The sequence below is a fragment of the Vibrio sp. 10N.247.310.24 genome (genome assembly GCF_041467175.1).
Lineage (GTDB): Bacteria > Pseudomonadota > Gammaproteobacteria > Enterobacterales > Vibrionaceae > Vibrio > Vibrio tasmaniensis_A.
This window is the reverse complement of the sequence record NZ_JBFSUD010000067.1, coordinates 1-24,909: the sequence shown is the minus strand read 5'-3', so window position 1 is coordinate 24,909 and position 24,909 is coordinate 1. Positions and strand designations below refer to the sequence as shown.

18 protein-coding genes and 5 tRNA genes are annotated in these 24,909 nt (G+C 43.4%); 13 read left to right on the top strand and 10 right to left on the bottom strand.

Translation table 11 applies throughout. From position 1 onward, the window contains the following. Positions 1-179 precede the first annotated feature (179 nt). Positions 180-1,070: an HTH-type transcriptional activator IlvY gene (gene ilvY / locus AB6E08_RS17775; RefSeq protein WP_029225377.1), complete on the bottom strand. Its 891-nt coding sequence runs from the start codon at positions 1,068-1,070 to the stop codon at positions 180-182. A 146-nt stretch (positions 1,071-1,216) separates the two neighbouring features. Here ilvY and ilvC point away from each other — a divergent pair, with 146 nt between their 5' ends. Further along, entirely contained in the window at positions 1,217-2,701 is a 1,485-nt protein-coding gene (ilvC, locus tag AB6E08_RS17770; RefSeq protein ID WP_017096410.1) for a ketol-acid reductoisomerase, read from the top strand. A 273-nt stretch (positions 2,702-2,974) separates the two neighbouring features. On the opposite strand, the gene ubiK is transcribed toward ilvC, so the two are convergent. From ubiK to AB6E08_RS17750, 4 genes are all read right to left on the bottom strand, one after another. Beyond that, on the bottom strand, positions 2,975-3,226 hold the full coding sequence (ubiK, locus tag AB6E08_RS17765; RefSeq protein ID WP_009848085.1) for a ubiquinone biosynthesis accessory factor UbiK: 252 nt from the start codon (positions 3,224-3,226) through the stop codon (positions 2,975-2,977). A gap of 119 nt (positions 3,227-3,345) precedes the next feature. After that, positions 3,346-6,468, bottom strand: a complete 3,123-nt coding sequence (locus AB6E08_RS17760; RefSeq protein WP_372065128.1) for a multidrug efflux RND transporter permease subunit — start codon at positions 6,466-6,468, stop codon at positions 3,346-3,348. A gap of 11 nt (positions 6,469-6,479) precedes the next feature. Beyond that, positions 6,480-7,586 (bottom strand): efflux RND transporter periplasmic adaptor subunit, encoded by a 1,107-nt coding sequence (locus AB6E08_RS17755; protein ID WP_017099979.1) that lies wholly within the window; start codon positions 7,584-7,586, stop codon positions 6,480-6,482. A gap of 18 nt (positions 7,587-7,604) precedes the next feature. Further along, positions 7,605-8,222, bottom strand: a complete 618-nt coding sequence (locus AB6E08_RS17750; protein ID WP_009848082.1) for a TetR/AcrR family transcriptional regulator — start codon at positions 8,220-8,222, stop codon at positions 7,605-7,607. 151 nt (positions 8,223-8,373) lie between these two features. On the opposite strand from AB6E08_RS17750, the gene rep reads away from it, so the two are divergent. After that, on the top strand, positions 8,374-10,392 hold the full coding sequence (gene rep, locus AB6E08_RS17745; protein ID WP_012602966.1) for a DNA helicase Rep: 2,019 nt from the start codon (positions 8,374-8,376) through the stop codon (positions 10,390-10,392). A 96-nt stretch (positions 10,393-10,488) separates the two neighbouring features. Here rep and AB6E08_RS17740 read toward each other — a convergent pair whose 3' ends face one another. Next, positions 10,489-10,902: a cytochrome c5 family protein gene (locus AB6E08_RS17740; protein ID WP_009848079.1), complete on the bottom strand. Its 414-nt coding sequence runs from the start codon at positions 10,900-10,902 to the stop codon at positions 10,489-10,491. A 297-nt stretch (positions 10,903-11,199) separates the two neighbouring features. Here AB6E08_RS17740 and AB6E08_RS17735 point away from each other — a divergent pair. From AB6E08_RS17735 to AB6E08_RS17685, 11 genes are all read left to right on the top strand, one after another. Then, positions 11,200-11,276: transfer RNA gene (locus AB6E08_RS17735), tRNA-Arg, on the top strand. 47 nt (positions 11,277-11,323) lie between these two features. Then, a tRNA-His gene (locus AB6E08_RS17730) sits at positions 11,324-11,399 on the top strand. Between the two features lie 77 nt (positions 11,400-11,476). After that, positions 11,477-11,553, top strand: a tRNA-Pro gene (locus AB6E08_RS17725). 45 nt (positions 11,554-11,598) lie between these two features. Continuing rightward, positions 11,599-11,674: transfer RNA gene (locus AB6E08_RS17720), tRNA-His, on the top strand. Positions 11,675-11,729: 55 nt separating this feature from the next. Continuing rightward, positions 11,730-11,806 (top strand) — tRNA-Pro (locus AB6E08_RS17715). 1,191 nt (positions 11,807-12,997) lie between these two features. Beyond that, positions 12,998-14,725 (top strand): ABC transporter ATP-binding protein, encoded by a 1,728-nt coding sequence (locus AB6E08_RS17710; RefSeq protein ID WP_009848076.1) that lies wholly within the window; start codon positions 12,998-13,000, stop codon positions 14,723-14,725. A 94-nt stretch (positions 14,726-14,819) separates the two neighbouring features. After that, positions 14,820-16,373, top strand: coding sequence for an ABC transporter substrate-binding protein (locus tag AB6E08_RS17705; RefSeq protein WP_009848075.1), 1,554 nt, complete (start codon positions 14,820-14,822; stop codon positions 16,371-16,373). Between the two features lie 180 nt (positions 16,374-16,553). Further along, positions 16,554-17,531 (top strand): ABC transporter permease, encoded by a 978-nt coding sequence (locus AB6E08_RS17700; protein ID WP_009848074.1) that lies wholly within the window; start codon positions 16,554-16,556, stop codon positions 17,529-17,531. Between the two features lie 2 nt (positions 17,532-17,533). Further along, positions 17,534-18,472 (top strand): ABC transporter permease, encoded by a 939-nt coding sequence (locus tag AB6E08_RS17695; protein ID WP_004735541.1) that lies wholly within the window; start codon positions 17,534-17,536, stop codon positions 18,470-18,472. Between the two features lie 188 nt (positions 18,473-18,660). Further along, positions 18,661-19,647 carry an SPOR domain-containing protein gene (locus AB6E08_RS17690; RefSeq protein WP_139684815.1) on the top strand — a complete coding sequence of 329 codons (987 nt, stop codon included), beginning with the start codon at positions 18,661-18,663 and terminating at the stop codon, positions 19,645-19,647. 188 nt (positions 19,648-19,835) lie between these two features. After that, positions 19,836-21,077, top strand: a complete 1,242-nt coding sequence (locus AB6E08_RS17685) for an NADH:ubiquinone reductase (Na(+)-transporting) subunit B (RefSeq protein WP_372065136.1) — start codon at positions 19,836-19,838, stop codon at positions 21,075-21,077. A 92-nt stretch (positions 21,078-21,169) separates the two neighbouring features. Here AB6E08_RS17685 and AB6E08_RS17680 read toward each other — a convergent pair whose 3' ends face one another. From AB6E08_RS17680 to tenpIN, 4 genes are all read right to left on the bottom strand, one after another. Then, positions 21,170-21,421 (bottom strand): DUF6482 family protein, encoded by a 252-nt coding sequence (locus tag AB6E08_RS17680; RefSeq protein ID WP_065682885.1) that lies wholly within the window; start codon positions 21,419-21,421, stop codon positions 21,170-21,172. Positions 21,422-21,669: 248 nt separating this feature from the next. Further along, the gene (locus AB6E08_RS17675) at positions 21,670-22,263 is read right to left on the bottom strand and encodes an ECF-type sigma factor (RefSeq protein ID WP_017095281.1); all 594 of its coding nucleotides are present in this window, start codon (positions 22,261-22,263) and stop codon (positions 21,670-21,672) included. Positions 22,264-22,265: 2 nt separating this feature from the next. After that, complete coding sequence (locus AB6E08_RS17670; RefSeq protein WP_372065140.1) at positions 22,266-23,582, bottom strand: serine/threonine-protein kinase; 1,317 nt, start codon at positions 23,580-23,582, stop codon at positions 22,266-22,268. 347 nt (positions 23,583-23,929) lie between these two features. Beyond that, positions 23,930-24,370, bottom strand: a complete 441-nt coding sequence (tenpIN, locus tag AB6E08_RS17665) for a type III toxin-antitoxin system TenpIN family toxin (protein ID WP_017099985.1) — start codon at positions 24,368-24,370, stop codon at positions 23,930-23,932. Between the last annotated feature and the right edge of the window lie 539 nt (positions 24,371-24,909).

Sequence of the window (24,909 nt, the reverse complement as noted above, 5' to 3'; positions counted from 1 at the left end):
AAACCGGCAACCGTTAATAGCGGTTCTAGGGTTCAAATCCCTATCCCTCCACCACCATTGAAAAGCCCGCTGAGAAATCAGCGGGCTTTTTTCATATTTGTCGTTTAGAAAAACAAAAAAGAGCACTAACGTGCTCTTTATCTGTGACTCAACACTTGCTTGTTTTCACTTATAGATAACTAGTCTTGAAGGTATTTACCTTCAGCTACCTGCCAAAATGCTCTAATCAACGGATTTTCTAACTGCGATCGCTTACAGCACACTCCCAATTCAAACGGCTTGATTGGTTCTATTTTTAAGCGGTCGACTTTATCTCTCACAGGACTGTTGTTGATTACAACGTCTGGCGCAATACCAACCCCACAACCAAGGGCAACCATACTGACGATCGCTTCATGACCAGATACCTGAGCGTAAATATTGGGTTTTATCTTCATCTTTTTGAACCATGCGTTCGCACGTTCTCGTGCAGTACCTGCTTCTGGGATGATAAAAGGTACTTCATTCCAGTTTGGTTTCTCTGATTGCAGCTGCTGGCTAAAACTACTCACACCGGATGGGATGATGACTGACAGTGGTATATCGCTGATGGTTTCGAACTCTAATCTTGAAGGAAGAATGTCTGGCTTCGCTGAGATAGCAATATCTGCTTCATCATTTAAAATCTTGTCGATGGATTGAGCCGGATCGCCTGTAGAGAGCTTAAATTCAATGTACGGATGAATAGCTCTGAATTCGGTTATGAGCTCAGGTAGGTGGCTGTAACTAGCCGTTACCGAGCAAAATATGCGGATTTCACCTTTAAGTTCTTGCTCACCACCTTTCAGGTGAAGATTGTATTGCTGCCACTCTCCAACGATGCTTAATGCTACTGGCAATAGGTGCTTTCCTGCTGGAGTGAGATCAACACTGCGGTTATCTCTGATAAGCAATTCTTGCCCCGTTTCTTCTTCAAGCTTTTGTACCTGACGACTAAGTGCTGAAGGACTGACGTGCATAGCCGCAGCTGTTTTGCTGAAACTCTTGCTATCACATAAATGTATAAATAATTGTAGAGATTTTATGTTCATGTTTTGCGATCGTTTCCATGTTGCATTTATTGCAATAACTAATTGTGAATATATCACTTTCAGCAACGGAGTGTCTGTTTTAGTATGAAGTCATTCGATAGAGAGATATCGACCTTACGGACTTATTTTTAAAGGAGTGCCCTACAATGGCTAACTATTTCAATACATTAAACCTTCGTGAGCAACTAGACCAATTAGGTCGCTGCCGTTTCATGGATCGTGAAGAATTTACGACTGAAGCTGAATACCTTGAAGGTAAGAAGATCGTCATTGTTGGCTGTGGTGCTCAAGGCCTGAACCAAGGTCTAAACATGCGTGATTCTGGTCTAGACGTATCTTACGCTCTACGCCAAGCTGCAATTGATGAGAAGCGTCAATCATTCAAGAATGCCGACGAAAACGGCTTTGTAGTTGGTAGCTACGAAACGCTAATCCCTCAAGCAGACCTAGTTATTAACCTTACTCCCGACAAGCAACACACTAATGTTGTTGAGACAGTAATGCCTCTAATGAAAGAAGGCGCTGCTCTTGGTTACTCTCATGGTTTCAACGTTGTTGAAGAAGGAATGCAATTACGTGCTGACCTTACCGTTGTAATGGTTGCACCTAAGTGTCCAGGTTCTGAAGTACGTGAAGAGTACAAGCGTGGTTTCGGTGTTCCAACACTGATCGCTGTTCACCCAGAAAATGACCCTAAAGGTGAAGGCTGGGATATCGCTAAAGCTTGGGCTGCAGGTACTGGTGGCCACCGTGCAGGTTGCCTAGAGTCTTCATTCGTAGCTGAAGTTAAATCTGACCTTATGGGTGAGCAAACTATTCTATGTGGCATGCTACAAGCGGGTTCTATCGTATCTTACGAGAAGATGATTGCTGATGGCATCGAACCAGGCTACGCAGGTAAACTTCTACAATACGGTTGGGAAACGATTACTGAAGCACTTAAGTTCGGTGGTGTAACTCACATGATGGACCGTCTATCTAACCCTGCTAAAGTTAAAGCGTTTGAGCTTTCTGAAGAGCTAAAAGACCTAATGCGTCCGCTTTACAACAAGCACATGGATGACATCATCTCTGGTCACTTCTCTAGCACAATGATGGCTGACTGGGCGAACGATGACGTGAACCTACTAGGCTGGCGTGAAGAGACAGGCGAAACAGCATTCGAAAACTACCCAGCTTCTGACGTAGAAATCTCAGAGCAAGAGTACTTCGACAACGGTATCCTAATGGTTGCTATGGTTCGCGCCGGTGTTGAGCTAGCATTCGAAGCAATGACAGCATCTGGCATCATCGATGAGTCGGCTTACTACGAATCTCTACATGAGCTTCCACTAATCGCAAACACAGTTGCTCGTAAGCGTCTTTACGAAATGAACGTTGTAATCTCTGATACTGCTGAGTATGGTAACTACCTATTCGCTAACGTAGCAACACCGCTACTACGTGAGAAGTTCATGCCTTCAGTAGCAACAGACGTAATCGGCCGTGGTCTAGGTGAAACATCTAACCAGGTTGATAACGCTAAACTAATTGAAGTAAACGAAGCTATCCGTAACCACCCTGTAGAGTACATTGGTGAAGAGCTACGTAGCTACATGAGCGACATGAAGCGTATCGCTGTAGGCGGTTAATTTGTCGCTTAGATACTATAAATTTGCAGAAAAAGCGAAGCAGTATCACTAACTTCTTACAGGTTGGAGTTATAAATAAGCAACACAACATCTAATAAAAAGGCTTGGTCGCCGTTGACCAAGCCTTTTTGCTTTTAGTAACAAAGTCTTAAAAATCAATGAAATGAACATTGTTTGTTCAGTCTTCGTCGACTTTCAGTTCTTGATTGATCTTCAGAAATACAAAAGGGTTGGTGCTTTAACACCAACCCTTTCAGTTTTCTTTCTTTACGCTTACTTGTCGGCAATCTTTGCTTCTAAGTCCGCTAGCTTTTGTTCCATTTCAGTCAGCTTTTGGCGAGTGCGCAGTAGTACTTGTGTTTGAACATCAAACTCTTCACGGCTTACAACGTCTAGCTTGTTCAGTTGGCCTTGGATAACCTGGCGAACTTTTTGATCTACATCTGAACCAAGCTCTTTTACTGGTTGAGGCATAGAATCGTGGATCTGCTTAGCAATCTGCTCTAGTTTTTTTGGATCAAACATATCAATTAAAACTCCTGAATATTTACCACTATTCTATTTAATCACACTTGCGATGTCGCCTATGGCGTACAAAAAAAGGCCACCGAAGTAGCCTTTTTATTGTTATTACGACTTAGTGATTACTTATTATCAGCTAATTCTCTGTGCGCTGCTTTTGCTTCATCGACGCGAGCTAGTTTTTCTAGGTCTTTGTCTTCAATAAATACAGGTAGAGGTTTGTGTTTTTCAGCTAAGTAACTGTAAATCACTGGCAGTACAAATAGCGTGAATAGAGTACCAATTGCTAAACCAGCAACGATTACGATACCAATACTGAAACGCTGAGCCGCACCCGCACCACTTGCGTACATCAGTGGGATTAGACCCGCGATCATCGCAGCCGTTGTCATCAGGATTGGACGAAGACGAACCTTCGCTGCTTCCATTACCGCTTCAATACGAGTTTTTTGATTGTGCAGCTGCTCTTCTTTCGCAACCTCACAAATCAAGATACCGTGCTTGGTAATCAGGCCGACTAAGGTGATCAAACCAACTTGCGAGTAGATGTTCATCGTTGCCGCGCCCCAAGCCAGAGCTATTAGGGCACCACAGATCGCCAGTGGTACAGATACCATGATAACCAGTGGGTCTTTCAGTGATTCAAACTGAATCGCCAATACCAAGAAGATGATTGCCAGAGCTAAACCAAAGGTCGCGTAAAGTGCGCTACCTTCTGTTACGTATTGGCGTGCTTCACCCATGTAGTCATGGTTGTAGCCACTTGGAAGCTTATTCGCTGCCGTGTCTTCAAACCACGCAATTGCATCACCCATTGCAGCGCCTGGAGCCGGTACCGCACCAATCGTAGCCGAGTTCAATTGGTTGAAGTGAGGAAGAGAGCGAGGCTCTGCCACAACATCAATCGTAATCAAACTGCCTAGAGGAACGGCGTTACCATCAGCGGCACGTACGTAGTAGTTGTTCATCGATTCAGGGTTTAGACGGAATTTACGTTCAACTTGAGGAATAACCTCGTAAGAACGGCCATTCAAGTCTATACGGTTCACGTAGCCATCAGACATCATGGTACCGAGCGTGATACCGATATCTTGCATGGTCACACCGTATGCGCCCGCTTTATCCTTGTCGATGTTGATCTTCATGGTTGCTGAGTCGTAGTTCAGGTCGAGATCTGAATATACGAACAACGGGTTTGAAGAGACATCAGCCAGAATGTCTGTGGTAATTTGGAACAAGCTTTCAAAACTGTTTGGCGTTGTTATGACAAATTGAATTGGAAGGCCTGAACCAGCACCGGGTAGTTCTGGCATTTGGAATGCAGTTACCGCCATTCCTGGAACATCTTTCACCAAATTACCAACGCGGTTTGCTACGTCTGATTGGCTTGCTTCACGTTCGCTCCAAGGAACCATAGACGCGATACCAAATGCTTGGTTTGCATTTGGCACACCTGTAAATACCTGTGCGTAAGCAACTTCTGGCTGATCAGACAGAATCTGGTTTACGTCGTTCATGGTATTTTGCATGAAGTCTAAGTTTGCATTCGACGGTGCTGTACCCATCAACATGATTACACCTTTATCTTCTGAAGGTGCTAGCTCACTAGGGATGAATTTGAACAACAACGGTAAACTTGCAAATACGATGATAGCAAAACCAATAAATACTGGACGATGTTGCATTACCGCACCAAGCATACGCTCGTAACGGTTAGTCATGCCATCTAGCACGCTATGAACTTTCTGCTCAAACTTGCTTGGCTCAGCGTGAGCTTTCAGCATTTTTGAACACATCATTGGCGAGAGCGTTAGTGCCACAATGCCTGATACGAAAACCGAACCCGCTAGGGTTAATGCAAACTCTTTAAATAGCGAGCCTGTAATACCACCCATCATCGCAATTGGAGCATATACCGCACCTAGCGTTAACGTCATTGCGATAACAGGCACCGCAATTTCGCGGGTACCGATAATCGCTGCACGGAAAGGGGACTCGCCGAGCTTGATATGCCTGTCGACGTTTTCAAGTACTACGATCGCATCATCTACCACTAGACCGATGGCAAGTACCATTGCAAGTAGTGTCATTAGATTCCAAGAGAAACCCATTGCCTGCATTACCATTGCCACACCAATCAAAGACAGTGGGATAGTAATAATAGGGATCAGTACCGCTCGGAATGAACCTAAGAATAAAGTAATTACTATCAATACGATTAATGCCGCTTCAAGGATTGTCTTAATAACTTCTTGAATTGACTCGTTAATCGCAATGGTTGAATCGTACATTACGTTCATTGAGATGTTGCTTGGTAGGTTCTTCTCTAGTTGAGGAAGAAGTTCCAGTACATCAGCAGCGATGTTGATTGGGTTCGCACTTGGCGCCGCATTGATCGCGGCTACAACCGCCTCTTGGCTGTTAGCACTTGCTCGGTAAACATCGTGACTTTTTTCAAGAGAAACCTTCGCGATATCGGATAGGCGAATGATCTCACCTTCTCCGCTTTTCACGACTAGATTCTCTAGTTCTTCAGTGTTTGATACTTGTGTATCGGCACTGCCGTTGTAAAGCACGAACTCACCGGTCGCTTGACCCGTAGCTGATTGGTAGTTGTTAGCGTTCAGTACCGTCATTACATCAGATGCAGTCAGACCAATCGCCGCCATTTTTGATGGGTCTAGCCATACGCGCAGTGCGTATTTCATACCACCATATAGATCAACTTTAGATACACCATTAACCGTAAATAGCTGCGGGTTGATTACACGCTCTAGATAGTCGGTAATTTGGCTCGATACCAATTCGTCACTGGTAAAACCAATGTAGAGTACCGCGGTTGTTGAACCGGTAGACATGGTTACGGTTGGATCTTCAGCCTCTTTAGGTAGCTGAGAACGTACCGAGTTTGTCTTGGCCAGTATGTCAGACAATGCCGCATTCGGGTCGGTGTTCAACTTCATGTTCACGGTAATCGTAGATTTACCTAGCACAGAAGAAGATGTCATATAATCGATGTTATCCGCTTGAGCCACAGCCTGTTCGAGGGGTTGGGTGATAAAGCCTTGGATAAGATCGGCACTTGCACCATAGTAACCAGTTGAGACTGTCACCACGGTATTCGTCATTTCAGGGTATTCACGCACCTGCATTTTGAAGATTGCTTGTAAACCAAGCAGAGCAATCAAAAAGCTGATGGATACCGCTAGAACTGGACGTTTAATAAAAACATCAGTAAAGCGCATTGTGCCTCCAGTTACAGCTTAGGTGTTTCAGATGGTGGAGTGATCGCATCACTTTCAACAACTTTAACTTTGGCGCCGTTACTTAGGCGTACTTGGCCAGAAGTTACAACCGTATCGCCAACTTTAACACCCTCAAGGATGTGTGCAATATCAGCCGTACGCTCACCTACTTTTACAACATGTTGAGCAACACGCTGAACTCCGTCTTCTTCAGTTAAGATGTAAACATTGTCGCCATATAGAGTGAAAGTAATCGCTGTTTGAGGAAGAGTAACTTGGTTCTCTAGCTTAGGCAGAATGATGTTAGCACGAGCGAACATACCGCTACGAAGCTTGCCATCATTGTTTGGAATATCTGCTTGAACTTGGATAAGACCACTTTGGATGCTTACTGCTGGTTCGATTGCACTGATAGAACCTTCAAATGGCTTCTCTGGGTAGGCATCAACAAAGATGTCGATAGCTTGACCCACATGGATGCGAGAGATATCAGTTTGAGAAACCGTGAAGCGCAGGCGCATGACACTGGTATCTTCTAAACGAACGATATCCGTACCTGATTGCAGGTATTGACCTAGGTAAACGTTACGAATGCCCACTTTTCCATCGAAAGGAGCACGAATTTCACGACGTTCGATAGATGCTTTTAGGCTTTCAATATCAGCAGATAGAGAATAGAAGTTTGCTTCTGCTTCATCGTATGCTTCTTTAGAAATAGAACCTTTCTTAAAAAGACCTTGGTAGCGTTTGTATTTTGCTTTTGCCGCAGGCAGGCGAGCTTCAGAGCTCTTTAGATTTGCCTTTTCTACGCCAGAATCAAGACGAACAAGAAGTTGGTCATTTTTAACATCAGTACCAGAACCAAAAGAGATTTGGTCAATAACACCGCTGGTTTCGTTCGCTAGTGTTACACCTTGGTTAGGTTCGATGAAGCCGATAGCTTCGATTACTGGAACCCAGTCGATAGGTTGAACTTCTGTTACCGTTACTGGAAACTCTGGCTCAGGTCGGTTAGCCATAAACTCAGCAATTTTTTGTTGTTTAAACATGTTAAACCCAATAACGCTGCCGAAAAGTAGTACAGCGATGAGTAACATGAAGAAAGTCCACTTTTTCATTCTAGTTAGAACTCCAAATTAGTGTGTAATAATCGCATCCCAACTTGCTTCAATCGCCGCTTCAATGGCTTTTTTATCAAGTTGGTAATATCCAAGAGATTGCTTACGGGCCAGCGTGACACTGACTTCTAAGCTAAGTGCTGCTAAAACAGGGTTTTCTAGAGGCTTAAATACCCCTTGCTCTCTACCTTCAGTAAAGAGTTGATCTATTTTGTGGAACATTTTTCGTTCAATCTCTTTGGTCTCATGGCTGCGAATACAAGGTAAAGAGTCGTATTGAGCTCTATTCTTTAAATTGCAGATGTTTGATCCCGAGAGCTCGAAAATGTTGAGCCACATTTTTCTAAATCGTTCTTTTAGACTCATCGAATCTTCAACGCCTTGCTGAATTAAACCAGCATTCCGTTGAGTGACAGCTAAGCGAACTTGTTGTAATAGTTCTTCTTTGTCTGAGAAGTAGCGATAAATAGTTCCTGCCGCAACTCCTGCTTCTTTAGCTAGTTTATGCATAGAAAGTCCGTGAAAGCCTGATTCAGCAATCAGTTTTTCGGCGGCATCTATAATTTGTTGTCTTTTATCTATCATAGAATAAAAACCAGACAGTGATAATATACTCACTAATGAATGAACGTTCATTCATTATAGCCTAAGACCCATACATAAGTGCAACATAGTTTTTCATATGTGATATAAAATTCTTGCATAAGAGAGCGTAGCATTCGAGGTGTTGCACCATTATTATAGGCGCGCAATTGAATTCGCCCCGATAGACCAAATTGAGAACCAAATGAAACTGAACCCAAGACAAGATGAAGCCGTGAAATATGTATCGGGCCCCTGTTTAGTATTAGCAGGCGCTGGATCTGGTAAAACACGTGTTATCACGAATAAGATTGCTTACTTGGTTCAAGAGTGTGGTTACAAGGCACGCAATATTGCAGCGGTAACTTTTACCAATAAAGCGGCACGCGAGATGAAAGAACGTGTGGGGCAAACTCTGGGTAAAGGTGAATCGAAAGGCCTGATCGTTTCGACTTTTCATACCATGGGCTTAACTATCATTCGTCGTGAATACAAAGCGCTGGGTCTGAAAGCGGGCTTCTCTCTATTTGATGACCAAGACCAGTTGGCGCTATTAAAAGAGCTAACAGAGAGACAGATCGATGGTGATAAGGATCTGCTGCGTGCTTTAATGAGCACCATTTCGAATTGGAAGAATGACATGCTGACGCCAGATCAGGCGAAAGCTCGAGCTCAAGGCGAACAAGAGCAGTTGTTTGCATTCTGTTTTGAGATGTACCAGAAACAGATGAAGGCATACAACGCGCTCGATTTTGATGATCTGATTGCGATGCCAGTATTACTTCTGAAAACCAATCAAGAAGTGCGTGAGCGCTGGCAGTCTCGTATTCGCTATTTACTTGTCGATGAGTATCAAGATACCAACACCAGCCAATATGAATTGGTGCGTCTGCTTGTGGGAGAGCGTGGTCGTTTGACGGTCGTAGGTGACGATGACCAATCTATTTACTCATGGCGTGGTGCAAAACCGCAAAACTTGGTGCTGTTAGGTGAGGACTACCCTAACTTACGCTTGATCAAATTAGAGCAGAACTACCGCTCAACGAGTCGAATTTTGCGTGCAGCGAATATCTTGATCGCTAATAACCCACACGTTTATGAAAAGTCACTGTTCTCTGAGATCCCGGACGGTGAAAAGCTCAAGGTACTGAATGCTAAGAATGAAGAGCATGAAGCAGAGCGTATTACAGGTGAGATCATCGCTCACAAGTTTTTGAATCGCACAGAATATAAAGATTACGCAGTGCTGTACCGTGGTAACCACCAATCTCGCTTGATTGAAAAAGCGTTGATGCAGAACCGTGTGCCTTACAAAATTTCTGGCGGTACCTCTTTCTTCGCTAGAGCTGAGATTAAAGACATCATGGCTTACCTCCGCGTGTTGGTGAACCCTGATGATGACAACGCGTTTCTACGTATTGTAAACACACCACGTCGTGAGATTGGCCCGGTGACGCTTGAGAAGTTAGGCAGCTACGCCAACATGCGTGGCAAGAGCTTGTTTGAAGCGAGCTTTGAGATGGGTTTAGAGCAAACTTTGACTGGTCGTGGTTTAGAAAACCTGCGCCGTTTCAGCGATTGGATTGTTCGTATTTCTGATAATGCTGAACGTGGCAATACCGTTGAGGCTGTTCGCTCTTTGGTTCGTGATATTAACTATGAAGATTGGTTGTACGAAACCTCGGCAAGCCCGAAGGCTGCAGAGATGAGAATGAAGAACGTTTCTGATCTTTATAGTTGGATCGTTGCTGACCTTGAGGGTGACAACTACGACAAAGAAGAGAAGACCCTACGAGAAGTGGTTCAACGTTTAACGCTACGTGACATGATGGAGCGTGGTGAAGATGATGACGATGCAGACCAAGTTCAATTAATGACATTGCACGCATCGAAAGGCCTAGAGTTTCCGTATGTGTTCCTGATGGGAGCCGAAGAGGGTATCTTGCCACACCAAACCAGTGTCGATGAAGGTAACGTAGAAGAAGAACGTCGTCTTATGTATGTAGGGATTACTCGCGCGCAGAAAGAGCTGACCTTCACTAAATGTCGTGAACGTCGTCAGTATGGCGAATTGATAAAGCCAACACAAAGCCGATTCCTCGATGAACTGCCGCATGAAGATGTGGAGTGGGAAAGTGTTAAGAAACCACAATCCGCTGAAGAAAGAATGGAAAAAGGACAGGCACACATTGCTAACATTCGAGCGATGTTCAACAAGAAGTAATTCCTTGCTTTCATCGCGTTATATAAAAGCCAATAAAAAAGGTGACCATGAGGTCACCTTTTTTGAATCTGGCATTTTTAATTACAGATCGGTAAATTACAGACCAGCAATCATGTGCTCGATAGCATCTTTGATTTCATCATCTGAACAGTCCATACATGAACCTTTCGCTGGCATAGCATTGAAGCCGTTGATTGCGTGGTCAGCTAGAATGTCGCGACCTTGGGCAATACGAGGACCCCAGTCACCAGCGTCACCTGTTTTAGGTGCGCCACTTACGCCAGATGCGTGACAAGCGATACAAAAGGTACCGTAAACTGCTGCGCCATCACGAGGGCCTGTTGGTTCTGCGGCTACTGGCTCGCTGCCGACTAGGTAAACTTGGCCAACTGGTTTGATGCGTTCAGCAATAGCATCTTGCTCTGCTTCGCTTAGGCCTGAAGCCATAGCGCCAGTTGAAAAGGTTAAAACTGCGATGACAACGCTTAAAATTCGACGAGACATATCCATTAAACTCACTTTACATTCCCAAGGTAAGTACATGCTTACCAATTTATAGTGTTGGAAGGGTGTTTTGGCTTTATCAGCAAAGAGCAACTGTTAAACCAATGTAAATAATGGGTGATTATATCCCGATAAGTTGTTGCAATAAACAACAACTTATAAGCTGCGGTGGGTTGTAGTACTCAAATAAGGGGTTTATCACATATTAACTGTCGAAAAAGAGACCAAACAGAAAAAAAAGTTAAAAAAGTACTAGACGGCATAAGGTGATATACGTATTATTCCACTCCGCCGACAGGGCATGCGCCTGTAGCTCAGCTGGATAGAGCGTTGGCCTCCGGAGCCAAAGGCCGAAGGTTCGAATCCTTTCAGGCGCGCCATCCGGTCTCTTACTTAGGTAAGTGAGAATTGGCAAAAAGAAATAATGGTGGCTATAGCTCAGTTGGTAGAGCCCTGGATTGTGATTCCGGTGGTCGCGAGTTCGAATCTCGTTAGCCACCCCATTCTTTCTTTACAAAATATCGGTAGCTTCGGCTTCCAGTGTTGATTCATTATTCCCAAGAGTCGATACGAAATTAGTCGGTGAATAGCGCAGCTTGGTAGCGCATCTGGTTTGGGACCAGAGGGTCGGGGGTTCGAATCCCTCTTCACCGACCACTATTTCAATAATCGCTTTTTAAGCGGTTATATAAAAGATTAGTGGTGGCTATAGCTCAGTTGGTAGAGCCCTGGATTGTGATTCCGGTGGTCGCGAGTTCGAATCTCGTTAGCCACCCCATTAATTTTGGTAACTTCATTGAAGTTCCCTGTTTGAGAAATCAAACGAAACGTCTCGGTGAATAGCGCAGCTTGGTAGCGCATCTGGTTTGGGACCAGAGGGTCGGGGGTTCGAATCCCTCTTCACCGACCACCTTAAGAAGCCCTAGTCGAAAGACTAGGGCTTTTTTGCATCTGAAATTTAGATAACTTGAACAGAGTGGGGGTTCGCCTGATGTTCAAAGAATGTCTCTTCACTGACCGCCTTTAAGAAAGCTCATCAGAAATGATGAGCTTTTTTTTATCTGTAGATCACTAGATTGGAACCCAAGTGGGGTTCGCCTGATGTTCAAAGGATGTCTCTTCACCGACCACCTTTAAGAAAGCTCATCAGAAATGATGAGCTTTTTTTTCATCTGTAGATCACTAGATTGGAACCCAAATGGGGTTCGCCTGATGTTCAAAGGATGTCTCTTCACTGGCCACCTTAAGAAGCCTCAACTAGCCGTCCGTGTCAGGAATGACGGGGCTTTTTTACATCTCTCATTTCAGTAATCCTCAATTTTTAATGCTGGGACCTCAACCGCTTCGATATCTTGCCTGATGTCACCTCCGTAAATCTCCCCCTCCATATAACAAGGCAGGCTTTTACCCTTTATCTCCATTATGGTGCTTATACGGAGCAGTTTGCTTTATCAAATGTGCAGATCGATATCTAATTTTATATAAAACTCACCACCAATCATTCGACAAATTAATAGGTTTGGTCTAAGGATTTTTATGAAAAGTGAAATTTGACGTTAAATATGTTCTCTAAGGCCTGTATTTGACAGATTTCTTCGAATCTTGTTGTTTAAAAAATCCTTTGATTTATTAAATCTTTCGTTTTTCTTGTTTGTATTTATCAAAAAAATCATATGGTTGAATATGTTGTTGGGTTGGTTTTATCTGGTTATTTTATTTGCTTAAATTGGTAAAGTTAGCGTTTGTTTCTATAGTGTTAATTGTTTTTTGGAATAATTATTTGATCTTGGTGATTGATGGGGATATGTGCTTTGAATGATATGTTTAACTCTACAAGTACGCAGTAGTAAGGGGTTTGTGAGTATTTATTATTGGAAATATAATGCTGGGTTTCATTGCTATATGCTATTCGAGTGAATACTTATGTGGTATTTTTACTTGCTAAGCGTTTAATGTCGACTTTTTATCCTATTTTTGTTGCTTTTCTGTGAATTATTTGCCAAATTGTCAACCGTATAAAATATCAGAACAATATTCTGGTAAGAATGGATTCAATTTTGCAGACAGGGCAGAAAGCTGCCAAAGCAGTAGAGGTCTGGTAATGTCACTTTTAGAAGTAAAAAATCTTCGTATCGAATACCCATCTCGTCATGGAGTTCACGCCGCAGTGAAATCACTTTCGTTCAACATTGAACGTGGTGAGATTGTTGGCGTTGTAGGCGAGTCTGGTGCAGGCAAATCAACAGTAGGTAATGCTGTGATCGATTTGCTGAGCCCTCCTGGTCGCATTGCTAGCGGCGAGGTATTTCTGGACGGTGAAAAAGTTTCAGGCTTATCTCCTGAACAGATGCGTTCTGTTCGCGGCTCAAAGATTGGTTTTATCTTCCAAGATCCAATGACTTCTCTTAACCCTCTATTCACAGTAGAACAGCAGTTAAAAGAGACGATTCATGCCAACATGAAGGTTTCGGATCAAGAAGCCTACCAGCGCTCATTAGATTTGATGAACCAAGTTGGTATTCCGCAACCAGAAAACCGTTTAAAGCAGTACCCACACCAATTCTCTGGCGGTATGCGTCAGCGTGTTGTTATCGCGATAGCATTGGCAGGTGAACCTGACTTAATCATCGCAGATGAACCAACAACCGCACTGGATGTTTCTATTCAAGATCAGATCTTGGGTTTGATTCGCGACCTATGTATTAAGAAGAATGTAGGTTGTATGTTGGTCACACACGATATGGGTGTGGTATCTAATGTTACCGATCGCGTGGCCGTTATGTATCGTGGTGATTTGGTTGAGTTTGGTCCGACGGCGAAAGTCCTTGGTACTCCTGAACACCCTTACACGCACAGTCTTATCTCCGCGGTTCCGCGTTCAGATCGTAAACTTGATCGTTTTCCTCTTGTGAGCTACATCGAAGAAGCACATGAGATGGAACCACTTGATGTGAAAAACCACTGGTTAGGTCAAAGCCAAGACCACCGTGATTACACTGGTCCACTGTTGAATGTTGAAAACGTAAACTTGCGCTTTACTACCAAGGATTCTTTCTTTGAGAGTCGTCGTGAGTACGTTCAGGCGTCAAACAACGTGAGCTTTGAAGTACACGAAGGTGAAACTTTTGGTCTTGTTGGTGAATCTGGTTCGGGTAAATCAACGATTGCTCGTGTGATTGCTGGTTTGTACGCACCTAACTCAGGTAAGGTAACGTTTGAAGGCGTTGATCTTACGGGACTTAAATCTGAAAAAGAACGTCGCCCAATGCGTCGTCAAATGCAGATGGTTTTCCAAAACCCTTATACATCAATGAACCCTCGAATGAAGATATTCGACATCATTGCTGAGCCGATCCGATTCCATAAACTGACGCGTAACGAGAATGAAACTCGTCAGATCGTTAACGACCTGCTAGAGCACGTTGGTTTAGGCAAGATGGCTGGGGTTAAATACCCACACGAATTCTCAGGTGGCCAACGTCAGCGTATTTCTATCGCTCGCGCCTTGGCAACTCGTCCACGTCTTTTGATTTGTGATGAACCTACCTCGGCGCTGGATGTGTCGGTTCAGGCTCAGATCCTTAACCTATTAAAAGATTTACAAGACGAGCTCAACCTAACCATGCTGTTCATCAGTCACGATTTACCGGTTATTCGCCAAATGTGTGATCGTGTTGGTGTGATGCAAATGGGAGAACTATTGGAAGTAGCGCCAACTGAGCAGCTATTCCAATCGCCTCAGCATGAATACAGCAAACACCTAATTTCTTTAATGCCTGAATTTACAGGTTTAAGAGAAGAAAAAGCAGTGGCACAAGCCGCGGTATAAAAATCAGCAGGCTGGAGTTTAGCTTGCTAAAAACAATAAACAGACGCAAATACAACAACTAGGGATCTGGATTCCCGCATGAAGGAGTTATGCAATGAAAACCATGAAAAGCAAATTAGCAGTAGCTTTAATGGCAGCTGGCCTAAGCTTTAGTGCAGCAGCAGCAGATATTACCGTTGGCTACGCAGCTGACCCGGTATCACTTGACCCGCACGAGCAGCTGTCTGGTGGCACACTGCAAATGTCTCACATGGTGTTTGACCCTCTAGTACGTTTCACTCAAGAGATGGATTTTGAAGGCCGCCTAGCATCTAGCTGGGAGCGTGTTGATGAAACGACTTTCCGCTTTAACTTACGTAAAGGCGTGAAATTCCACTCTGGTAACGAACTGACTGCTGATGATGTTGTGTGGACTTTTGAACGTCTACAAGCTTCTCCAGACTTTAAGTCTATCTTCACGCCATACGAAAAAATGGTAAAAGTGGATGACTACACAGTTGAGCTAGTATCAAAAGCGGCTTACCCACTAGTACTACAAACAGCAACCTACATCTTCCCAATGGACAGCAAGTTCTACTCTGGTCAAACAGCGGAAGGTAATGACAAATCTGAGCTAGTTAAGCACGGTAACTCGTTTGCTTCGACTAACGTTTCTGGTACTGGTCCATTTATCGTAACGCAGCGTGAGCAAGGCGTTAAAGTAACGTTCGAGCGTTTCAACGATTACTGGGACACAGAAACTGAAGGTAACGTAGACAAGCTAACACTTGTGCCAATCAAAGAAGATGCAACGCGTGTAGCAGCACTTCTTTCTGGCGACGTGGATATGATTCACCCTGTTGCGCCAAACGATCACAAGCGTGTTAAAAAAGCTAAGAACATCGATCTAGTAACGCTACCTGGTACTCGTATCATTACGTTCCAAATGAACCAAAACAGCAACGAAGCACTGAAAGATGTGCGCGTTCGTCAAGCAATCGTTCATGCGATTAACAATGAAGGTATTGTTAAGAAAATCATGAAAGGTTTCGCGACCGCTGCTGGTCAGCAGAGCCCAACAGGCTACGCGGGTCACAACGAAGATCTAGTTCCTCGTTACGATCTGAAAAAAGCGAAAGAGCTGATGAAAGAAGCGGGCTACGAAGATGGCTTTACACTAACTATGGCAGCGCCTAACAACCGTTACGTGAACGATGCGAAAGTTGCGCAAGCGTCTGCGGCAATGCTGTCTAAGATTGGTATCAAAGTTGATCTTAAGACAATGCCTAAAGCACAGTACTGGCCAGAATTTGACCTATGTTCAGCAGACATGATGATGATCGGCTGGCACTCAGATACTGAAGATTCAGCTAACTTCAACGAGTTCTTAACAATGACTCGCAACGAAGAGACTGGCCGTGGTCAATACAACTGTTCTGGCTACTCAAACCCAGAAATGGATGCGATTGTAGAAGCTTCTAACACTGAAACTGACCCAGTTAAGCGTTCTAAGATGCTGAAAGGCGTTGAAGCAACACTTTACAACGATGCAGTCTTCGTTCCTCTACACTGGCAGAGTGAAGCGTGGGGCGCGAAATCTAACGTAGGTGCAGCAGACGTAGTAAACCCAATGGTTATGCCTTACTTCGGCGACCTAGTTGTAAAATAATCTAGCTTGCTAGAATCGAGAGCCTGAAGCTTTCAGGCTCTCAATATTATTAAGATATAGATTTAAGTTTCGGTATTTGGTCTTCCTTCAGTCTGGCTAAATACCTTTTTTAAGACTGAATTTTTTGTTGTCTAGTCGCGGATTTCGATTAGATAGTCATGGATAGATAAGGGGCAAGGAATGGTTACGTTTCTGGTCAAGCGCCTGTTTCAGGCACTGATAGTGATGTTTGTGATCAGTTTGGTGGCGTTTGCCATTCAGGATAACCTGGGCGACCCGTTACGTGAGTTAGTCGGTCAATCTGTTTCAGAGGCGGAGCGTCAAGCGCTACGCGATGAACTCGGCTTAAATGATCCCTTCGTTACAAAATACTCTCGCTTTGTAGGCGCAGCTCTACAGGGTGATCTTGGTACTTCATACTTCTTTAAGCGACCTGCAGTTGATGTGATTCTAGATAAACTAGTGGCAACTCTGGAGCTGGTATTTGGTGCTTCTTTAATTATTGTTTGTATGTCGATCCCACTCGGCGTTTACTCTGCGATTCACCCAAAAAGCTTTTTTACCAAATTGATTATGGCAGGCAGTAGTGTCGGTATCTCGGTTCCTGTTTTCTTAACTGCAATCATGCTGATGTATGTGTTCTCTATCGAGCTCGGTTGGCTGCCGTCATTTGGACGTGGTGATACGGCCAACTGGTTTGGTTGGGAGTCTGGCTTCTTAACGCTAGATGGCCTTGCACACTTAGTACTTCCGAGTATTGCTCTGGCATCTATCATGCTGCCGCTGTTTATTCGTCTAGTTCGTTCTGAAATGTTAGAAGTTCTAAGTTCTGAATACATTAAGTTTGGTAAAGCGAAAGGCCTAGCGCTAAACAAAATCTATTACCAACATGCATTGAAAAACACCATGCTACCGGTACTTACCGTTGGTGGTGTTCAGATTGGTACTATGGTGGCTTACACCATTCTTACGGAAACTGTTTTCCAGTGGCCAGGTACAGGCTTCTTATTCTTAGAAGCAATCAACCGTGTAGATACACCACTGATTACTGCATACGTTATTTTTGTTGGTCTTATTTTCGTCGTGACTAACACGATTGTTGATTTGCTTTACGGTGTTATCAACCCAACCGTTAACATCACAGGGAAAGGAGCATAATCATGGAACAGACATCGACAGTGCCGTCTCGCTGGGAACGTTTTAAGCAATCTGACATTGTGTATTACTTCTTACGCGACAAAGTGGCAATGGTGAGCTTCGCCATTTTCTCAATCTTCTTGGTGATGGCTCTAGCTGCACCTATCCTAGCGCCAACAGACCCGTACGACGTGACATCGATTGATATCATGGACTCAGAACTTCCACCATCATGGATGGAAGACGGCGAAGAACGCTTCTTGCTAGGAACGGATGAGCAAGGCCGTGATATTTTATCGACTATGCTTTACGGTTCTCGTTTATCACTGACCATTGGTTTCTTAGCGGTAGGTCTACAACTGACGCTTGGTATCATCATTGGCTTGTCTGCAGGTTACTTCGGTGGCCGTATTGATAGCTTCTTGATGCGCTTCGCTGATGTTCAGCTTTCGTTCTCAACCATGATGGTTGCGATCATTGTCTCGGCCATCTTTAAGGCAAGTTTCGGTAGTGACTTCTATGCACAATACGCTGTGGTGATGCTGGTGGTGATCATTGGTATCGCAGAATGGCCGCAGTATGCGCGTACTATTCGTGCATCAGTATTAGCAGAGAAGAAGAAAGAGTACGTAGAAGCGGCACGTGTGATGGGCTTTAGAGCACCTCGTATCATGTTCCGTCATATCCTGCCTAACTGTTTATCACCGATTTTGGTTATCTCTACAGTACAGGTGGCAAATGCCATCATGTCAGAAGCGGCACTTTCTTTCCTAGGTTTAGGCCTTCCAGTCGACCAACCCTCACTGGGTGCTCTGATTAGTACTGGTTTTAACTACATCTTCTCAGGAGCATGGTGGATCACTGCATTCCCAGGTGTGCTTTTGGTGACATTGGTTCTAGTTATCAACCTACTAGGCGACTGGTTACGTGACGTGTTTAACCCGAAAATCTATAAAGGGTGATAGTTCAGTTTGATTTTTAGTAAAAAAAATCACTAAACTAAGAGTCGTAAGCAATTACGGCTCTTTTTTTGCTTAATGAATTTGGAACTTAGTACCATTGATAGAGTCAATAGTACTTAAAATGGAATTCATGTTTTATCGACATTTGTTCGGTAATAATTAACCCCTAGAGGGTTTAAGTGGTGGTTATGAAGTTGACAATGAATGTTGTATGTCGTGCTGTGGTTAGAAATTATCGTATGGGGCTTATTGCTGCATCCCTGTTGGTATCAAGCCAAGTTAATGCCGAATCGGTTCTATGCGATGCGACTCAGGCAAGCACCAATCAGTTACCACAGCTAGAACAATCATGTCCGATTGGTAAAGGTGTTTGGGGCAGTAAAGCGCCTAAACATCATTCAGATAATGAGCTGTTTTGGGTTCAATGTGGTTTGTTGAATAAGCCTTTGTCACTGAGCAAAGCAAAGCCATTGTATGAGAAGATTTCAACTAACGTATGGATGAAGCCCGAAGGTGGAGACTATCGCTGCCTAATTGGTCCTTATTCTACTTTCTCTGATGCGAGAAAAGACTTAGCTCAGGTACGTAAGGTTTCTGGCTATGGCGAAGCCTTTATTCGTATGGTTGATAAATCGAAGACCTCTTCTTCACAACCAGTCGTGACCAAAGCAATGAAGTCAAAAACGGCAGAGCCAAAAACGGTTAAGCATCAAGCCCCAGTTAAGGCTAAAGTAGCAGCGAAACCAGCGCCGAAGCCGATAGCAGCTGCTCAAAAAGCTGCAGTCGCGAGTGCTGCTGCCATTCAAGCTTTCCCTAGTCATGGTGCAAATTCAGACAATGATCTGAACATTGAAATACGCATGACAGCGAGTGTTGCGGGGAGTAAATATGCGATTCCTTATCTTTTAGGTGATGAACAACAGTTTTATATGGAGCAAGGTAAACCTTGGAGCCGACTCGATTACGACAGTGCCGAATTAGTATGTGATAAGATTAATATGACGCTGTTGAGTGAAAAGCAGTGGCAAAGTCTCTTAGGGTCGAAGGTCATGGAAAATCAGAATTGGCCAATGCATCTACCTTATTGGGGAGCGGATAAAAAAGGCCTGTTTACTAACGGTAACGTAAACCAGCTTAAAGGCTCCTCACTACTTAATGTGATGTGTGTGAAATAACGAAGACGTGCGTAATACCAAATAAGCCTCAGCCATTGCTGGGGCTTTGTTGTTTATACGCCTTTCTTTTCAATATCAGGTCTATTTCCGGATACTCGGATTTTCAATACAAATTTGATTGAAAATTGTTCAAATAGAGCGGTTGGTGCGTAGAAAACCATAACTCAAGCAATAAGGTGATTGAGATTATGAGTTTGAAGAAACGATTAGAAGACGTAGCCCCGCGTTTTGAAGCCGGAGGTAAATACGAAAAGCTTTACCCTGTCTATGAGGCGTTTGCCACCATCTTTTATACGCCCGGCAACGTAAACCGAGGCTTGACCCATGTTCGAGATAGTATCGATCTCAAGCGAATTATGATTCTGGTGTGGCTGGCGACTTTCCCTGCCATGTTCTGGGGCATGTATAACGTCGGGCACCAGAGTGTCTCGGCACTTACATCCAGTTATCAACTTAACGAACTTACCTCGGTTATTGAAAGCAGCTGGCGCTTGTCTTGGGCATTTGGTGATGCGCAGTCATTGATGGCAAGTGGCTGGGCAAACCAGATGTTGCTTGGTGCACTCTATTTTCTACCCGTTTATGCCACGGTGTTTGTTGTGGGTGGTTTCTGGGAGGTCTTGTTTGCAGTCGTTCGCAAGCACGAAGTTAATGAAGGCTTCTTTGTCAGCTCGGTGCTGTTTGCACTAATCCTCCCGCCAACCATTCCGCTCTGGCAAGCCGCATTAGGTATCACTTTTGGTATCGTTGTCGCCAAAGAGCTGTTCGGTGGTACAGGACGAAACTTCCTTAACCCTGCACTAGCAGGCCGCGCGTTTCTCTACTTCGCTTATCCAGCCAACATGTCGGGTGGACTTGTGTGGGTTGCCGCTGACGGCTATTCAGGCGCGACACCACTGAGTCAATGGCATGAGGGTGGCAGTACTTCGCTTATCAATAATATGACTGGCGAGGCGATCACCTGGATGGATGCGTTTATCGGTAATATACCGGGCTCGATGGGTGAGGTGTCGTCACTGCTTATCATGTTGACGGGTCTGATTCTGATTGCCATGAAGATCGCCTCTTGGCGTATTGTTGCGGGCGTGATTATTGGCCTTGTGGCGACCTCTAGTTTGATGAATTGGATCGGATCCGAAACCAACTCGATGTTTTCTATGCCGTTCTACTGGCACTTTGTGTTGGGTGGCGTTGCCTTTGGTACTTTCTTTATGGCGACCGACCCAGTTTCTGCCGCTTTTACCAATCAGAGTAAATGGGCTTACGGGATTCTTATCGGTGTGATGACGGTTGGTATTCGCGTGCTCAACCCTGCTTATCCAGAGGGCATCATGCTGGCTATCTTGTTCGCCAACCTCTTCGCCCCACTGTTCGATTTTATTGTGAAAGAGCAAAACATCAAACGCAGACAGAAGCGGACATTGCGTTGATTTAAATGAATAAGAGGAAAAGTGATTCCCATAAGAAAGGCTTACATTGATGTAAGCCTTTTAATTTTTATCGCGATTGATTTGAAGTTGATTTAACTCCACTTCAAATCAATCTCGAACGGTTGGGTGTGGCCACAATGCTCACCACACATTTCGTCGTAGGCACTGTTGTGAACCAGCATTGCCGACGCCACGCCTTGGTCGCTAAAGTGGTCGCGTGCTTGGTTAACACTCAAAAACTTCATTGGGTGCTGGTGGTCGTCTTTGATTAACTGTTTTTGCTCGTCAATGATTTGGTAAGCCAAGTAGATCCCGCCTTCAAATGATTCAATTAGTAGATTCATCACAAACTCCATTGCTGTTCTAGATAAGTTTTGGTTTTTGTATCTACGTTGATGGTTGTTTGAAGGTTCATGTGCGCTAGAAATGAAAAAACCAAAAGCACAGCTTCTGGTTTATCTAGTTGTCATCGGATCAACAGCGAGGTCGATTAATTTTTGTTGCAACGCCAAAGCTTTGAATCATTTCGTCAACTCATATTATCTTCATCTCACAAGACGCGAAATTAAAGTGAAATCCCGTAAATTTAATTTCAATAGGTTTGGGTTTGGTAGGCGTTTATTTTCCTCGTTAACCAGAAGCGAGAAAATTTTAAGTCTTTTTCAATTAAGCTATCGCTGCAGGTTAGAAGTTGGCTAATTTCTTGAGTTTGAAGACCCATAAGGTATTTCAACTTGAACGCTTTTGATTGTCTTGGGTAGTTTAGAGTGAAGTGATCAACCGCTTTATCCATAATGATTAGTTGTTCGAAATGCACTTGTTCTGGATGGTTCATGGATGCAGGTTGTTGGCGTTTTTGTGCCTGTTGACGTCGAGCATTATCGATGAGTATTTGTCGCATTATTTTTGTTGCCAGCAATAAAAAATCGCGAGTGTTTTTTATTGATTGAGTGTCAGCAGAAGAGAGCTTGAGGTAAGCATCGTGAACCAAAGCCGTTGTATTATTGATACTATTCCAAGATACCCAACAGCTTTGTTCATGCTTGGTTGTACTCCGTTTTCGCTCCTGTTGGGCGAGTGTGTAAAGGTGTGAGTAAGCGAAATGATAGAGTTTTTGTTCAGCCCCTTTATAGCCTGCTTTCCAATCGCTCACGATCGATTCGATGTCGGTTAGTTGGTTACTCATATTTAGCAGTTTCCTTTTTTTGATTCTGAGCGAACAGCCTGCGGGGTGATTATTTGTAATAGCTTCGCCTTTGTTTTTGTTGGTATGTCTGGGTCTCCTAAAACAGCGTTGTGCGTATGCTTGAGTACCGCATTAATTGATGCTTTCGTTTTATGGCTTTCTTTTATTTGAGAAAGTGTCCGGACAAATTGTTTTGTGACTCTCTCTGATGCTCGTTTTTCTATTTGAAGCTGTTGGCTTTTTTTAATTAAAGGCGCGTAGAGCCCTACACCGCATGAGATAAGTACTGCAGACAAAGCACATTGAATTGGATGGCGCTGGCATAGTTTCAGGGCGGAGTAGAATGGTTGATCTTGATGTGCTGTGATCGGACGACAAGCGAGCAGCTGCTTAATGTCACTGTATAATTCATTGGTACTCGAATAGCGCAGTAAGGCGTGGCGTCGTGTTGCCTTTTTAATTATGCAGCGGAGGTCACCCTGACTTATCGGTAGTTTAGGAAACATGAAAGTTAAGATCTTTCCTAGAGCGTAAATATCACATTGGACAGTGGGTGGGCTTCCGTTGATTTGCTCTGGGCTAGCGTAGTCATGGCTGTAGGCATTGATTGTGATTGGGAAAGCAGACAATTGGTCACTGATTCCTCTCATTAAATTAAAGTCGAGTATCTTCGGGTGACCTTCACAATCGATTAATATATTTTCTGGCTTTAAATCGGTATGCAGAACTTGGTGTTTGTGTGCGTGTGAGATAGCAGCGCATATCTTTAAAAATAGATTGAGCTTCTTTGTTTTGTTTAATGCATACGTAGCAAGGTATTCACTAAGGGTGCAACCTTTTATGTGTTCCATTACGATATAAACAGAACCTTCATGCGTCCCTCCATCCATCACTTTGGTTATATATGGATGGTTCAACGTCGCAAGTGCTTGGGCTTCATGAAATAAGTATTCTTTATCTATGAGGTGAGACAGTGTTGGCTGAATGAGTTTTATGGCAAGATTTTGATGAAATGTCTTGTCCACTCGAGTCGCCGCATAGACAACACCAATACCTCCACGACCTATTTCGTAAGACAGGTGGTACTTATCAATGTATGTATCAGAATAAGTCGCTTTTTTGTTTGTAGCTTGGAGGGCGCCTACACCAAATATATGTGTAATAGGCTCTAGCTCTGAGGTGCAGATAAAGGGATAAATCTTGTCATATAGATCGACTTGGTGTGCTTTTAATTCTTTTAGGTATTTTGTTTTTTCTGCCTCAGATAGATCCAATAATTGATAAAAAAGATCGGTGATGCGGGTGTTGGCTACTGACATTATCACTTGTTCAAGAATTACTATGAACGGGATTCTATAAGCACGAACTATAGATTTTGCTGAGATTTGACAATCTTTTATAATTTTTTACATATCAGTACGTTGTGCGTTCTTTTTTTGTTCAAGCTGGTTAATAAAAAGCAGGCCTAAGCCTGCTTCTTTCTTCAATCTTATGATTTGCGATTAACGCATCGTCACAAACTACCAACACAGGTGGATTCAGTAATAAATCTGGAAAGGTAAAAAGGAAAAGGTATTAGAGCCTCTTCCAGAAAAATCGACTTTTGGAACTAATTTTCCTAAAAAGTGAGATTCACTATATCAGTTTCCAGAAATTGCACTACGTCTTAAATCCCCAATTCGGAGTGAAAGTATTGCAACGTGCAGAAAATGAATCGCCTGTCTGTTGTGCTAGTACCTTTCTTCACACATTCAAGATAAGCAGATACATACATTTCAAATTCAGCTTGAATCTTATCTTTATTCAATTGAATTTTATCAAACTCTTTCTGCTCTCTGAGCTTGAAAGCTGTTGATTCTATGTCATCCTGTTCAACGATAAGCGCTTTAGAATAATCAAGACCATTCCAGATCAGCTTTTTTCCACGTTTCATGGAAATAGTTTTGAACCCATTGTTGTGATTCATATTACTGCGTAAAGGTATCGCATAGGTAAGGGTGTTGATGGTAATCGATACAATGCCATAACCACGGTTCTTTTCTAGCACTTGTGGTCTATCTTTAGACAGTTTGTCATAGGAGTCTTGTTTTAATGTTCTTATATCCATCGTTTTCCTTTACATACAAAAAAGCCCCAATAAAGGGGCTTTTTCATGTAGATTAATCCAATGAGGTTGATACTATTTCATGTGGGGATGCCTCTACCGCCACTAATCCAATGAGGTTGATACTGTTTTATAAGGGGATACCTCTACCGCCTTTCATCTACAACTTGATCATAGTTCTTTTGGGCATGACTTACAAGACTATTTGGCAAGAAATCGACAAACGTATTGTTAATCTTTATTCAACATGACGACTATTATTAAGCAGCAGCCAAGTGAGCTTAGTGCTCTCTAAGTACCAATGCAATACTTTATTTTGGATGATTTTTACTCTAATTGAGCTAATGAAGTTGCCTTCGAATTACTAACATTTGCTCTGACCCCATTAGATGAAGGTGTTAGATTAATAATTGAGACATCTATACCATCGTTTTCAAACTTTCTACGGAGGAAGTTTGCTTGTACAGGGTCATGTGTAGTCATCATAACCCTATCTGGCAGGGTAGTTGTCACTGTTAAAATTTAACCAGTTTGGGCGATAA